15 protein-coding genes and 1 pseudogene are annotated in these 12,353 nt (G+C 68.7%); 8 read left to right on the top strand and 8 right to left on the bottom strand.

What is annotated here, in order from left to right; all coding sequences use genetic code 11:
- Positions 1–33: 33 nt before the first annotated feature.
- The gene (locus F3H10_RS14545; protein ID WP_149785498.1) at positions 34–1,050 is read right to left on the bottom strand and encodes a WD40/YVTN/BNR-like repeat-containing protein; all 1,017 of its coding nucleotides are present in this window, start codon (positions 1,048–1,050) and stop codon (positions 34–36) included.
- Positions 1,051–1,153: 103 nt separating this feature from the next.
- Between F3H10_RS14545 and F3H10_RS14540 the strand changes: the two genes are divergently transcribed.
- A complete protein-coding gene (locus F3H10_RS14540) occupies positions 1,154–1,885 on the top strand; it encodes a DUF5781 family protein (protein WP_149785497.1) in 732 nt (243 codons plus the stop codon).
- A 22-nt stretch (positions 1,886–1,907) separates the two neighbouring features.
- Here the strand turns inward: F3H10_RS14540 and F3H10_RS14535 are convergent, their stop codons facing one another.
- A complete protein-coding gene (locus F3H10_RS14535; RefSeq protein ID WP_149785496.1) occupies positions 1,908–3,287 on the bottom strand; it encodes a hemolysin family protein in 1,380 nt (459 codons plus the stop codon).
- A gap of 139 nt (positions 3,288–3,426) precedes the next feature.
- Between F3H10_RS14535 and F3H10_RS14530 the strand changes: the two genes are divergently transcribed.
- The 3 genes from F3H10_RS14530 (at position 3,427) to F3H10_RS14520 (ending at position 4,942) form a co-directional block, all read left to right on the top strand.
- Positions 3,427–3,699, top strand: coding sequence for a glutaredoxin family protein (locus tag F3H10_RS14530; RefSeq protein WP_149785495.1), 273 nt, complete (start codon positions 3,427–3,429; stop codon positions 3,697–3,699).
- The gene (locus F3H10_RS14525) at positions 3,699–4,208 is read left to right on the top strand and encodes a redoxin domain-containing protein (protein WP_149785494.1); all 510 of its coding nucleotides are present in this window, start codon (positions 3,699–3,701) and stop codon (positions 4,206–4,208) included. The genes F3H10_RS14530 and F3H10_RS14525 overlap by 1 nt, the downstream gene beginning before the upstream one ends.
- A gap of 155 nt (positions 4,209–4,363) precedes the next feature.
- Positions 4,364–4,942, top strand: coding sequence for an L-threonylcarbamoyladenylate synthase (locus F3H10_RS14520; RefSeq protein WP_223174331.1), 579 nt, complete (start codon positions 4,364–4,366; stop codon positions 4,940–4,942).
- Positions 4,943–4,968: 26 nt separating this feature from the next.
- Here the strand turns inward: F3H10_RS14520 and F3H10_RS14515 are convergent, their stop codons facing one another.
- Positions 4,969–5,235, bottom strand: coding sequence for an HAH_0734 family protein (locus F3H10_RS14515; protein WP_149785492.1), 267 nt, complete (start codon positions 5,233–5,235; stop codon positions 4,969–4,971).
- 341 nt (positions 5,236–5,576) lie between these two features.
- Between F3H10_RS14515 and F3H10_RS14510 the strand changes: the two genes are divergently transcribed.
- Positions 5,577–6,173 carry a universal stress protein gene (locus tag F3H10_RS14510; protein WP_149785491.1) on the top strand — a complete coding sequence of 199 codons (597 nt, stop codon included), beginning with the start codon at positions 5,577–5,579 and terminating at the stop codon, positions 6,171–6,173.
- Between the two features lie 19 nt (positions 6,174–6,192).
- Here the strand turns inward: F3H10_RS14510 and F3H10_RS14505 are convergent, their stop codons facing one another.
- A complete protein-coding gene (locus F3H10_RS14505; RefSeq protein ID WP_149785490.1) occupies positions 6,193–8,013 on the bottom strand; it encodes a ribosome biogenesis/translation initiation ATPase RLI in 1,821 nt (606 codons plus the stop codon).
- Between the two features lies 1 nt (position 8,014).
- Positions 8,015–8,323, bottom strand: coding sequence for an EMC6-like membrane protein (locus F3H10_RS14500; RefSeq protein ID WP_094530769.1), 309 nt, complete (start codon positions 8,321–8,323; stop codon positions 8,015–8,017).
- Between the two features lie 376 nt (positions 8,324–8,699).
- On the opposite strand from F3H10_RS14500, the gene F3H10_RS14495 reads away from it, so the two are divergent.
- Complete coding sequence (locus F3H10_RS14495) at positions 8,700–8,981, top strand: MarR family transcriptional regulator (protein WP_066418190.1); 282 nt, start codon at positions 8,700–8,702, stop codon at positions 8,979–8,981.
- Here the strand turns inward: F3H10_RS14495 and F3H10_RS14490 are convergent.
- Positions 8,978–9,286 carry a DUF7536 family protein gene (locus F3H10_RS14490; RefSeq protein WP_425545170.1) on the bottom strand — a complete coding sequence of 103 codons (309 nt, stop codon included), beginning with the start codon at positions 9,284–9,286 and terminating at the stop codon, positions 8,978–8,980. The genes F3H10_RS14495 and F3H10_RS14490 overlap by 4 nt on opposite strands.
- Before the next feature lie 131 nt (positions 9,287–9,417).
- Here F3H10_RS14490 and F3H10_RS14485 point away from each other — a divergent pair, with 131 nt between their 5' ends.
- Complete coding sequence (locus F3H10_RS14485) at positions 9,418–10,416, top strand: NAD(P)-dependent oxidoreductase (protein ID WP_149785489.1); 999 nt, start codon at positions 9,418–9,420, stop codon at positions 10,414–10,416.
- Positions 10,417–10,447: 31 nt separating this feature from the next.
- Here F3H10_RS14485 and F3H10_RS14480 read toward each other — a convergent pair whose 3' ends face one another.
- Complete coding sequence (locus F3H10_RS14480) at positions 10,448–11,281, bottom strand: DUF6663 family protein (protein WP_149784043.1); 834 nt, start codon at positions 11,279–11,281, stop codon at positions 10,448–10,450.
- Between the two features lie 163 nt (positions 11,282–11,444).
- On the opposite strand from F3H10_RS14480, the gene F3H10_RS14475 reads away from it, so the two are divergent.
- Complete coding sequence (locus tag F3H10_RS14475; protein ID WP_149784042.1) at positions 11,445–12,068, top strand: methyltransferase domain-containing protein; 624 nt, start codon at positions 11,445–11,447, stop codon at positions 12,066–12,068.
- A gap of 65 nt (positions 12,069–12,133) precedes the next feature.
- On the opposite strand, the pseudogene F3H10_RS14470 reads toward F3H10_RS14475, so the two are convergent.
- Positions 12,134–12,353: pseudogene (locus F3H10_RS14470) on the bottom strand (type IV pilin); the annotation flags it as partial.

Genomic DNA, 12,353 nt, shown 5'->3' with positions numbered 1-12,353 from the left:
CCGCCCGCGAACGACCGCCGCCCCCGAGCGGGCTCACACGATCGCGAGCGCTCGGGGGGTCCCCTCCGGGAGGTCCGCCGGGACCCGGTCGAACCGGCCGCCGCCGTCGGTGGTTCGGTACAGCCCGTGATCGGCGAGCGCCCAGATCTCCCCCGCATCGGTCCCCGACGCCAGGACCGCCCGGTAGGTCCCCTCGCCGGTCGGGATCCCGCGGTCGTCGAGCCGTTCCCAGCCGCTCGCGTCCGCGTTTCCGTCGCCATCGGAGCGTTCCTCCCGCCGATACAGATAGGCCTCGCCTCGGCTATGGGCGGCGTTCGCGCCGCTGGCGGCGCTGACGAGGACTCGGTCGGGGTCGCCGGGGTCGACGGCGATCCCCCAGACGTAACCGTGGTCGAGGCCGCGGTCCACGACCTCGAAGGACCGTCCCCGGTCGTCGCTCTCGGCGTAGCCGTCGCCCGCGGCGACGTACACCCGATTCGGGGCGTTCGGGTGGGTCGCGATCGTGTGGGTGTCCCGCCGCGATCCCGGTGGGCGGTCGGTCCACGTCGCGCCGCCGTCGGGAGTGACGAGCAGCGCACCCGCCTCGATCCCGACGTACCACCGCTCGGGATCGGCGGGACAGCCCTCGACCCACCGGACGTGATGGGTATCCGGGCGCGGCGGGAACGACCACTCCGACGCGGACGGAACGTCGGTCAGCCCCGCGACGCGTTCGACGGATCGGCCGCCGTCCGTCGTCCGATAGATCCGTGAGGGCTCGGTACCGATCCACGCCGTGTCCGGGTCGTGCGGGCTCGTCGCGATCGCGGTGACCGCGTCCGGGCCGGCTCCTTCAGGGCCGAGCGCGTCCGTGGCGACCCGCTCGAACGACTCGCCCGCGTCGGTCGAACGGTACAGCCCGTCGTCGAACGTTCCCGCGAACACCCGTTCGGGGGCGTCCCGGTGGACCGCCACGCACTCCACGCGACGACCGTCGAGGCGAGTCTCGACGCGCCCCGCGTCGGGGTCGACGACGCGGAGACCGTCGGCGTAGGCCGCGTATACCTTCATGCGTCTCGGTACCGATCGACTATACATAAACGTGGTGAGCGGACTGACCGACGGCGTGGACGGCGCAAGAGACTTACCGACCGGGAGCATGGTACGAATACGCATGGATCTCCGCGTACAGGGGGACGTCCCCCCCGACCCGTTTCTCGGCGCCGCCGACCTGTTCGAAACCGAGTTCTCGCTCGAGGACCCCGTCTACGTCAAGGTTCGAGACGACCCCGACGAGCGGACGTGGGCCGGCCACTACGCCGACCACCACGTCCTCAACGTCTCGCGGCGCGCCGCCACGAGCGCGATGGCCCGCGAGCTGGCGGTCCACGAGCTCTCGCACATGGCCCGCTACGAGGAGGGCCACGCCTCACACCTCCAGTCGACCGAGGAGGCGCTGTACCTCGGGCTCGCCGGCGAGACCGTGGAGCGGCGCAAGCTCGCGCACTGTTATCAGATCGCGAATCACATGAAGGACATCTACGCCGACGACATCACGCTCTCCGTCGCGCCCGCCGACAAGCTCGTCGGCTTCCTCGAGTCGACGCTGGCGGCCGCCGTCGCGGACCGGCCGGACCCGAGCCGAACCGGAGCGCCGCCGGTGACCGCCGGGGCCGACCCGGACATCACGGCGGTGAACGCCGCGTTCGCGCTGGCGTTGGTCGAGCGTCACGACCTCGCGAAGCCGAGCCACCGCCTGTACGACCTCGCGCGCGCGGCCGAGAGCGACGCCGCCGACGTCGACGTCGACGACTTCAAAGGACGGTTCCTGGACCTCGGACCGGACCCGACCGAGAGCGCCTACCGGAAGGCGCTCGTCTCGGCGGCGCGGGCGTACGCGGTGTGAACGGGGGTCGAGCGGTCGCCGATCACTCGAGTTCGTCGGCCGGCAGCTCCTCGGGTTCGGACTCGGCGGGTTCCTCGGACGCCCCCTCGGCCCCCTCGAGGACCGTGACTCGCGCCTTCATGATCCGGGTGTTGTCGACGCGCTCGATGCGGATCCGGACGCCGTCGAACTCGATCTGTTCGCCCTCCTCGACGAGCCGACCCGCGCGGTTGAACACGAACCCGGCGAGCGTCTCGAACTCCTCCCCCTCGGGGAGGTCGATGCCGAGCATCTCGTTGACCTCGTCGATGTTGACCTCCCCCTGAACGAACGCGACGTTCTCCTCGATGAACTCGATCGGCTCGGGCTCGTCGCCCTCCAGGATGTCGCCGACGATCTCCTCGACCATGTCCTCCAGCGTGATGATCCCCTCCGTCGTTCCGAACTCGTCTATCACGATCACCATCTGGAGGCGGTTGTCCTGCATCTCCGCCAGCAGCTCGTCGGCGTTCTTCGACTCGGGAACGTGGAGGGTCGGACTGACGACTCGCTCGAGGGAGGGCTCCCCCTCCGAGTAGTTGAGCTCGCGGACCAGGTCGCGGACGGTGATGATGCCGACGATGTTGTCGAGGTTGCCGTCGTAGACCGGGACGCGCTCGTGGTCGGCGTGGACGCACTTCTGTATCGCCTCCTCGACGGTGGCCCGCTTCGAGACCGCGGTGACGTCGAGGCGCGGGGTCATCACCTCCTTGGCGATGGTGTTGTTGAACCGGAAGATCCGGTCGAGCATCTCGCGTTCCTCCTCCTCGATGACGCCCTCCTGTTCGCCCGTCTCGATGATGTCCTGGATCTCGTCGCGCGTGACGTACGTCGACTCGATGGCAGCCGAGCCGCCGATCACCGTGTTGATCGCCTGGACGAGGCGGTCGAAGACGACGACGAGCGGGTACAGCGCGTACTCCGAGAGCTTCAGCGGACGGGCGATCCGGAGCGCCCACGACTCGGTGTTCTCGACGGCGTACGACTTCGGCGCGCTCTCGCCGAAGACCAACACCAGCGTGGTGATCCCGAACGTCGTCGCCAACACGGCCTGTCCCCGCGAGAGGTAGATCCCGAACAGCGCGGTCGCGATGGAGGTCATCGCCACGTTGACGATGTTGTTCCCGACGAGGATGGTCACCAGCAGCCGGTGCGGGTTCTCCTTCAGGCTGCGGATCGTCTTCGCCCCCGAGACGCCCTCGTCGACGAGGCTGTCGACCCGGTGTTGCGGCAGCGAGAACATCGCGATCTCCGAGGAGGAGAAGAACGCCGAGAGACCGATCAACGCGATGATCGCGAGGATCCCGAGGAGGGTCACGGTGTTCTGTCCCGGCACCGGTAGCTGTAGCAGGCCGGCTGTCAGCGCGCTTGACGACAAGCCCATTCTCGTACCACTTCCGGCGGCACGTAGTTAAAAGATTACCTTCCGGCCCCCACGAGCGCGCCGACGACGAGCGGGTGCCGGGAACCGATCGACTTCCGCGGCCGATACGGTTACCCCTTCCGCGGCCGAAACGGAGCGTATGACGGATCCACAGATAACGCTGTACCGGCTCCAGGCGTGTCCGTACTGCGAGCGGGTCGTCCGGACGCTCGACCGCCTCGGGATCGAGTACCGGTCCCGGTACGTCGAGCCGATGCACTCCGAACGGAACGTCGTCAAGCGCGTCTCGGGCGCGCGAAGCGTTCCGGCGATCGTCGACCGGGAGACGGGCGTGACCATGTCCGAGAGCGCCAACATCGTGGAGTACCTCGAGGGTACCTACGAGGACGCCGGCGCCGCGGGGGGTGCCTGATGCCGGATTTCGACGTCGTCGAGCTCCCCGAGGCCGACCACGTGACGGCCGGCGAGACCGCCCCCGAGTTCACCCGCCCCCTCGTCGGCGAGGAGTTCTGGGAGGACCGCTCGCTCTCGTCGGTCGTCGACGAACCGACGCTTCTCGTCTTCCACCCGATGGACGGCGCGTTCCAGACGACGTACGTCTACAACGAGATCGACGACCGCGGGTGGGCCGACGCGCTCCCGGTCTACGGCGTCTCGATCTCCTCGCCGTACGAGCACAAGGACCTGCTCGCCGAGCGCGGCGACGGCGTCCGGGCCTTCTCGGACCCGAGCGCGGAGGTCGTCGAGGCGTACGGCGTCGCCCACGACATCGACGGGATGGCGGGGATCACGGAGGCGCGGCCGGCGGTGTTCCTGCTCGACGGCGACCGCGTCGTCCGGTACGCCTGGGTCGGGAGCGAGCACCCTTCGTTCCCCGACTACGACGCTGTCGAGGCGGCGATCGACGACCTCCTCGAGTGAGGACGTGGCCACGCGGTCCCGAAACGCCCCCCGAACGACCCGCTATCCTTTTTCGATCCGACCGCCTACGACGACCCGTGACCGACGACGCCGACACGGGCACCGAGGACGACGGACTCGCCGCCGACGGGAACACCGGAGGAGACCGCGAATCCATTCGGCGGGCCGCGGACGCGATCGCGTCCGGCGGCCTCGTCGTCTACCCGACGGAGACGGTGTACGGACTGGGCGCGGACGCACTCGATCCGAGCGCGGTCGAGCGGGTGTTCGAGACGAAGGGACGCGACCGCGACGACCCGCTCTCGCTCGGCGTCACGAGCGTCGACGCCGCGTTGGGCCACACTCGGCCCACGACGCTCGCGACCGCGTTCATGCGGGCGTTCCTCCCGGGTCCGGTGACGGTCGTCGTCGAGCGGGACCCCTCGGTCCCCGACGCGCTGACCGGCGGCCGCGACCGCGTCGGCGTGCGCGTCCCCGACCACTCGGTCGCGCGCACGCTCCTCGAAGAGACGGGACCGCTCACCGCCACCAGCGCGAACGTCTCCGGAAACGGCAGCGTCACCCGGGTCGCGGCCCTCGACGACCGGGTGCACGACCGGGTCGCGGCGGTGATCGACGGCGGCGAGACCTCGGGAGCCGAGAGCACGGTCGTCGACCCAGAAAAGGGGGAGATACACCGGCGTGGCGCGATGGCCGGCGCGGTCGAGGCGTGGCTCGCGGACCCGCCGGTGTGAAGAAACCGGTGCGTGAGTGACGGCCGCTAGACCGAGAGGTCGCCCTTCGCTTTGATCACGTCGAGCGACTCGGCGTCGACGGTGTCGACGTCGAGCCAGTGGGGGACGTACTCGCGTTTGTCGTAGGCCTCCCGCTCGTCGGGAGTGCCGACGGTACACCAGAGCTGCGGCTCGTCGGGGCCGTGCCACCCGCCCTGCGTGCTGATCCCGAAACAGATCAGCTCCTCGCCCTCGTACTCGATGATCGCGTCCCGACGAATGCCGGGGTCGCCGCGGACGATGAGGTGTCGCATGTCTCGGCGTTGGCGGGTTCATCGCTTAATCGCTTCGGTACGGACGATCACCGCGGACTGCGGGATCGCGCCCGGACCGATCGCGCCCGGACCGATCACGTTCGGAGCCGATCTCGCACCGACGGCCGCCATCGAATCCGGATCCGGATCGAGGACGTACAGAACTCACGGGTGGAACGAAACGTACGATCGTCTATCATCCGAATATAATCATCTATCAGGAACTGAAACGGGATAGATAATGATAATCGTCTATCCTGTCGAAAATCGTTAACTGGGTCGGGAGCCGACCTGAGGGCAGAGAGGACGATCGTCCACCGGGCGGTCGTCGACCACCGACCATGTCAGCAGACATCGACCCCGACGCGAACCGCCGCGGAGCAGAGCCGACCGTCCGGACCCCCGAGGGAACGGGACTCGACGCGGTCGACCGCGACCGCGACGCCGACGACCGTGCGAGCCGACCGAACCCCGTCGACGAACCGGCATCGGGTGCGGATCCCGTCCCGGCCGCCGGCCTCTTCGAGCGAGTGCTGGTCGTCACCGACGGAACCGAGACCGGCGAATCGGCGGTCGAGGCGGGGATCGACCTCGCGTCCGCACACGGCGCGACCGTGGACGCGCTGTACGTCGTCGACACGACCGAGCACTGGGACGTGGTGGTCGAACGCCGCGAGCGCGAGGGCGAGGCCGCCGTCGAGGCCGCCGAGGCCCGCGGCCGGGACCGCGGCGTCGACGTCGAGAAGTGGTTCCGCTACGGCACCGCCCACGAGGAGGTGCTGGACTTCGCCGACGCTCACGGCGTCGACCTCGTCGTTCTCGGCTCGGCCCGTCGGACCGGGCTGGACCGGCTCGTTCGCCCCGAACCGCTCCCGACGCGAGTCCAGCGCGGCGGGTCGGTTCCGGTGTTGGTGGTCGGCGTCGACGACGGACGGTGAGCCGAATTCGGCTCGCTTCCTAGGGCGCGTAGTAGTACTCGCCGTCGCGCTTCTGTTGACGGTCCTTCTGTGAGTCCGGCTTGTTGATCCGCGGGCGACCGGTCCGTTCGTCGCGCCGGAACGTGATGTCGAGGTCCGCGAGGAAGTCGTTCATCCCCTCGCGCATCTCCTGTGGCCGGGTCGCACGACCGCGCTCCGCCGGCTCGCCGTCGAACACCATCAGGCGGTCCGCGAGCAGGTCGATCATGTAGATGTCGTGGTCGATCACCATCACGGTCGCGTCGTGGTTCTCCGCGTACCGCCGGATCGCCGTCGTCGCGCGTACCCGCTGTTCGACGTCGAGGTGCGCTGACGGCTCGTCGAGTAAGTAGAGGTCGGCGTCCTCCGAGAGACACGCCGCGATGGCGACGCGCTGGCGCTCGCCGCCCGAGAGGTCCGTGAGGTCCTGTTCCATGATCCGGTCGAGCTGGAGCGGCCCGGCGACCTCCGTGTTCCAGTAGGAGCTGCCGAACTCGTCGGTGATGGAGGAGAGAAACGCGTCGACCCGCATCGGCTGGTCGATCTCGATGTACTGCGGCTTGTACGCGATGTCGAGTTCGAACTCGAGGCTGCCGGTGTCCGGCTCCAGAGAGCCCGCGAACAGCTTCGCGAGCGTCGACTTCCCGATCCCGTTGGGGCCGACGATCCCGAGCACCTCCCCCTCGTTTATCGTTCCGCCCTCGACGCGGAGCCCGAACTCGCCCTCGCCGTAGGACTTCGTGAGGTCCGGGTACTCCACGAGCGGCGTCCCCTTCGAGGTGGCCCGCGGGGCGTGTTCCTCGAAGGTGATGGCGGAGGGCCGGATCCGCATGTTCTCGTTGTCGAGGTACCCCTTGAGGTACTCGTTGATCCCGTTTCGAACCGATTTAGGGTCCGTGATGACACCGTACGCGCCCGGCTCCCCGTACGCGACGTGGAGGGTGTCGGCCAGGAGGTCGAGGATCGCGAGGTCGTGTTCGACCACGAGCATCGACCGATCGGACCCGGGCTCGTTCGCCAGCTCCTGGATGAGTCGCGCCGCGACCATCCGCTGTCCGATGTCGAGGTACGGCGTGATCTCGTCGAGGAAGTAGAAGTCGGCGTCACGAGCCAGACACGCCGCGATGGCGACGCGCTGGAGCTCGCCGCCGGAGATCGAATCGATGTCCTGGTCCATCACCGGCCGGATGTTGAGCCGGTCGATGAGGTCGTCGAGCGCGCCGCGCTCGTCGGTCCGCTCGAGGAGCTCGCGGGTGTTGCCGTCGAACTGCTTGGGGATCTGGTCGACGTACTGCGGCTTCCGGGAGACGGTGACGTCGCCGGCCTCGAGCGCGGCGAGGTAGTTCTGGAGGCCCGTGCCGCGGAAGCGGTCGAGGACCCGCTCCCAGTCGGGCTCCGTCTCGTGGTCGCCGAGGTTCGGGACCCGCTCGCCGGCGAGCGCGTGGACCGCCGTCGACTTCCCGATCCCGTTGGGACCCAGGATGCCGGTGACCTTGCCGGGCTCGGGGGTCGGGAGCCCGTACAGCGCGAACGCGTTCTCGCCGTACCGGTGGACGGGCTCCTCCTCGAGTTCGGAGGGGAGGTTGATGATCTCGATCGCGTCGAACGGACACTTCTCGACGCAGATGCCGCAGGTCTCGCCGAGACAGATCTCCTCGGAGATCCGGATCTGGTCGGGGTCGCCCTCGTCGGCGTCCTCGCCGCGCTCGGTGATACACTCCTTTCCCGTCCGGTTGGGCGGACAGTAGTTCGCACACTCGTAGTTACAGCGGTCGGGCTGGCACCGATCCAGGTCCACGACCGCGATGCTGTCGTCGGCCATCTCAGAAGGTCACCGCCGAGGTGAGAAGGACCGTGTAGCTGATGAACCACAGCGTGAACGTCATGAACGCCACGTAGAAGTTGTCCTTGACGCCGAAGTCGGTGATGTCGACCCCGAAGACGCTGTACACCGGATACTGGAGGAACACGAACGCCCCGAGCACCACGAGGGCCATCGTGTCGGCGGCGTCGACGGGATCGGTCCCGACGTAGGCGGCCGACACCACGCCCGCGGCGATCCCCGCGAGACAGCAGATCGTGGTGACGACCACGCTCCGGGCGTGCCCGGAGATCCCCGATTCGTCGCTCATACGTACGGATCCGCGAGCGCCCGTGAAAAACCGTTCGTTCCGCTCGCATTCCGTCCGCCGTTCCTCCGATCACGTCCCGGTCGCTCGGAGGTCACCCCGTCCCCGCGTTCGTCGCAGAAACCATCACGTCTCGGACCATTCGATCAGGGGGATCGATCGAGGCCGATCGCTCCCGGTTCGATCCGCCCGTCGTTCCGGTCCGTGTGGGGAGCGCGCGCGAGGCTCGAACGCTGACTGACTGGTCAGTCCACCGGCGGTATAGCGGGTATTCTTGCTGGTACTTCGCCGGAGAACAGGCAATTAGATCCGGTATCTCGCACGATATCGGGGGTGTTGCATCAACATTTATGCCCGTGTGCGGTTTCCGTTCGTAGCGATGGCTGGAACCCAAACGGAGGGTCTCGACGACCTCCCGCCGAGCGCCAAACTCGTCTTCAAGGTACTCGAATACAACGGACCGCTGACACAGAAAGGGATCGTTCAGGAATCGATGCTGTCGGCCCGGACCGTCCGCTACGCTCTCGAACGGCTCGAGGGGATCGACGTGGTGGACGAGGACGTCTACTTCGCGGACGCCCGCCAGAACCTCTATAAGCTCACCGAGCCCGCCCAGGAGTTCACGAGCGAGGAACGGGATGCCTCCTGTACGGCCGACTAGTTCCGCTCCTCGCGCCCGACCGATCGGGCCCCGCGAATCGCCTCGAACACGGTGAGCGCTATCGCGACCAGAAGCGCCGACGTGGCCGCGAAAACGAACGCCAGGAACGCGAACCAGACGTCGGGACCGACCAACGGGTACTCACGGACCTCCACGAGCGGACCGAGGAGTTCCAGCGCACGCGTGAGGTACAGCAGAACCGCCAACGACGCCCCGACCGCCGCTCCGACGCGGACGTTCCGGTAGAACGCCAGCGATTCGAGCAGGACGAGCATCGGTGGCTTGTCCGTCGTGTCGTCGCTCACGACCCCTCGTAGCCGCTACACTCGCAAAGAGCCGTCGGAACGAGGCGGCGACCACACGGTCGATCGTGTTGTTTTCTCTTTATCGGACACGTATCCAACGGGACTAAGTCGGGCTCGGCCGATCGAGGCGTATGATGCGAGTGCTTCTCTCGGCGTCCTCGATGATCGACCCGGACGCGTACCGGGAACGCCTCTCGAACGCCCTCGCCGAGCCGGTCGAGATCGAGGTCGCTCGACTCGGATCGACGGAGCGGCTGATCGAGGCCGGAACCGGGTTCGAGGACGGTGCGGGATTCGACGCGGTCGTGGTCGACGTCGACACCCCCGTGACCGCCGAGGCAGTCGACGCGCTGGGTGACGAGCTCGCGGTCGTCGTCCGCGCCGCCGTCGGCGTCGACGACGTCGACGTCGCCGCCGCGGCCGACGCCGGAGTGACGGTGACGCGGGTGCCGGAGTACTGTACCGACGAGGTGGCGACCCACTCCCTCTCGCTGCTCCTCGCCTGCCTCCGGTCGGTGACCGAGTACGACGACGCGGTCGCCGACGGTCGCTGGACGTGGGAGGACGGACGCCCGATCCGTCGGATGAGCGGTTCCACGATCGGTCTGCTCTCGTTCGGCCCCATCGCGAGACGCGCCGCCGAGCAGCTCTCGGGGTTCGGCGCGGAGCTCGTCGCGTACGACCCGTTCGTCGACGGCGACCGGATGGACGAACGCGGCGTCGAGAAGGTCGGGTTCGAGGCGCTGTTCGACCGGAGCGACCACGTCGCTGTGTACGCCCCGTTGACGGCGTCTACACGAGGGATCGTCGATGCCGACGCGCTCTCGCGACTGTCGGCTCACTCCGTCGTGGTCAACGTCGGACGCGGTCCAGTGATCGACGCCGACGCGCTGGTGGAGGCGCTGGAGTCCGGAGCGATCAAGGCCGCGGGTCTCGACGTGCTGGCCGAGGAGCCGCCCGTCGACGACCCGCTCGTCGGCCGCGACGACACGGTCGTCACGCCGCACGCCGCCTGGTACAGCGAGGACGCCCGTGAGGAGTTGAACCGGAGCGCCGCCGCCGACGTCGCCGCCGTTCTCACCGGCGAGGTTCCCGACGGGCGCGTGGACCCGAACGCGGACTGGCTGTAGGTCGAGCGGTCACGGGCCGTAGGTCGGGGGCTCACAGCCGGTCGGTGAGATCGAACTCCGATCCGTCACCGTCGGGTCCGTCGTCCGAACCCTCGTCGTCCGCGTCGTCCGAACCCTCGTCGTCCGCGTCGTCCGAACCGCCGGCGTCCTCGGATCCCCCCGTCTCGATCGTGTCGACGCCGGCAGATTCCAGTCCGGCGGCCAGTCCATCGCCGAGTCCGTAGGTGTCCCGGACCGTCCTCGCGAGCACCCCGTCCCGCTCGAAGACGACGTAGACGGCGACGAACTCGTGGGCGGCCGGCCGGAGCACGAACACCTCTCGGGGCGCGTCGTCCCCTCGGGTCTCGTTGACCCGATCGACGAGCGGCTCCACCGGGAGCCGGGCCGCCCGAAGCTCCGCGAACGTGTCGGTTCCGGAACCGTCGGCGAACAGGTAGAGCGCGCCGTTCGGCTCGCCGTCGGTCGACCGCGTCGTGACCGATCCCATCGCCTCACCGTCGGCGCGGATCGTCCGCCACGCGTCGACGGCCGCCTCGAACATCCCCTCGACGCCGTCGGCGAACCGGAACCGGCTCTCGCGGACGGTCGTCACCTCGGTGAACCGCGCGGTGCCGTCCTCCCACGCCAGCGTCGCGTCGACGACGTTACCGGGATCGAGATCGGCGACCCGCTCGGCGAGTTCGCCCTCGTACCCGGTGGCCGTCGCGTACAGCGGGTCGTACGCCTCCGCGGCGTCCGGATCGGTCGGGTCGATCGCGTCCTCGGGCAGTTCGACGAGGACGAACTCGGCGGGCCCGTCGCCGCCGTCGACGGGTCGTGGTCGGCGGTCGTGGACCCGGAATCGACCGGTCGTCGTCGGGTTCATACGGACGGGACGGACGGTCGTCGGATAAGCCGGTCGGAACCGGACGGCGTCGGATCGGAACCGACTCCGTCGTCGAGTCGGGATCGGCCCCGCCGTCGAGTCAGCGTCGCCGGCCCGGACCGGATCCGTGTCGTTATGGGGTCGGCTCCCCAACCGGCGGTCAATGGGGATCCTCGAGGACAAGTCGAACGCCCGGCTGTTCTACAAGTACCTCTCGAAGGTGTACGACCGGGTCAACCGATTCAACTGGAACGAGGAGATGCGGGCGGAGGCGCTCTCGTGGCTGGAGTTCGGCGAGGACGACCGCGTGCTCGACGTGGGCTGCGGGACGGGATTCGGCACCGAGGGCCTCTTGGAGCACGCCGACGACGTCCACGGGCTCGACCAGAGCGTCCACCAGATGGAGAAGGCCTTCGAGAAGTTCGGGAAACGCGATCGGGTCGACTTCTACCGCGGCGACGCCGAGCGACTCCCCTTCCGGGACGACGTCTTCGACGTGGTCTGGTCGTCCGGCTCGATCGAGTACTGGCCGAACCCCGTCGAGGGACTCAGGGAGCTCCGTCGCGTCGCGAAGCCGGGCGGGCAGGTGCTCGTCGTCGGCCCCGACTACCCGCACAACCGCGTCCTCCAGCGGGTCGCCGACGCGATCATGCTCTTCTACGACGAGGCCGAGGCCGATCGGATGTTCGAGGAGGCCGGCTACGAGACGTTCGAACACCACATCCAGCGCGCGACGCCCCGGAGCCCGCGGGCGATCACGACCGTCGCGCGGGTCCCCGAGGAGTAGGTCGTCGCGCGGGTCCCCGAGGAGTAGGTCGTCGCGCGGGTCCCCGAGGGGTCCCGGGCCGACGCTCATCCCGGACGGGCCGTCGCCTCCAGCGTCGCGACCGGTCGCTCGCGAACGGCGAGGCGCACCTCGACCCGATCGCCGGGAGCGACGTGGGGATCGTTCGTCCCGGCGATCCGGAACGACGCGGACCCGCCGACGACCCACTCGTCGTCGCTCGCGGCGTTGAACGCCCCGGTGGGTCCGGGTCTGAATCCGGCCGCGGAGAAGAACGGCACCGGCGGC

The organism is Halorubrum aquaticum (assembly GCF_900113615.1).
GTDB lineage: Archaea > Halobacteriota > Halobacteria > Halobacteriales > Haloferacaceae > Halorubrum > Halorubrum aquaticum.
This window is presented reverse-complemented; position numbering and strand designations above follow the sequence as displayed.

Coding starts and splice junctions, on each gene's coding strand:
- F3H10_RS14545 (WP_149785498.1), bottom strand. CDS start 1,050: ATGAAGGTATACGCGGCCTACGCCGACGGTCTCCGCGTCGTCGACCCC.
- F3H10_RS14500 (WP_094530769.1), bottom strand. CDS start 8,323: ATGAGCGACGAATCGGGGATCTCCGGGCACGCCCGGAGCGTGGTCGTC.
- F3H10_RS14540 (WP_149785497.1), top strand. CDS start 1,154: ATGGATCTCCGCGTACAGGGGGACGTCCCCCCCGACCCGTTTCTCGGC.
- F3H10_RS14475 (WP_149784042.1), top strand. CDS start 11,445: ATGGGGATCCTCGAGGACAAGTCGAACGCCCGGCTGTTCTACAAGTAC.
- F3H10_RS14525 (WP_149785494.1), top strand. CDS start 3,699: ATGCCGGATTTCGACGTCGTCGAGCTCCCCGAGGCCGACCACGTGACG.
- F3H10_RS14515 (WP_149785492.1), bottom strand. CDS start 5,235: ATGCGACACCTCATCGTCCGCGGCGACCCCGGCATTCGTCGGGACGCG.
- F3H10_RS14510 (WP_149785491.1), top strand. CDS start 5,577: ATGTCAGCAGACATCGACCCCGACGCGAACCGCCGCGGAGCAGAGCCG.
- F3H10_RS14495 (WP_066418190.1), top strand. CDS start 8,700: ATGGCTGGAACCCAAACGGAGGGTCTCGACGACCTCCCGCCGAGCGCC.
- F3H10_RS14530 (WP_149785495.1), top strand. CDS start 3,427: ATGACGGATCCACAGATAACGCTGTACCGGCTCCAGGCGTGTCCGTAC.
- F3H10_RS14480 (WP_149784043.1), bottom strand. CDS start 11,281: ATGAACCCGACGACGACCGGTCGATTCCGGGTCCACGACCGCCGACCA.
- F3H10_RS14505 (WP_149785490.1), bottom strand. CDS start 8,013: ATGGCCGACGACAGCATCGCGGTCGTGGACCTGGATCGGTGCCAGCCC.
- F3H10_RS14485 (WP_149785489.1), top strand. CDS start 9,418: ATGATGCGAGTGCTTCTCTCGGCGTCCTCGATGATCGACCCGGACGCG.
- F3H10_RS14535 (WP_149785496.1), bottom strand. CDS start 3,287: ATGGGCTTGTCGTCAAGCGCGCTGACAGCCGGCCTGCTACAGCTACCG.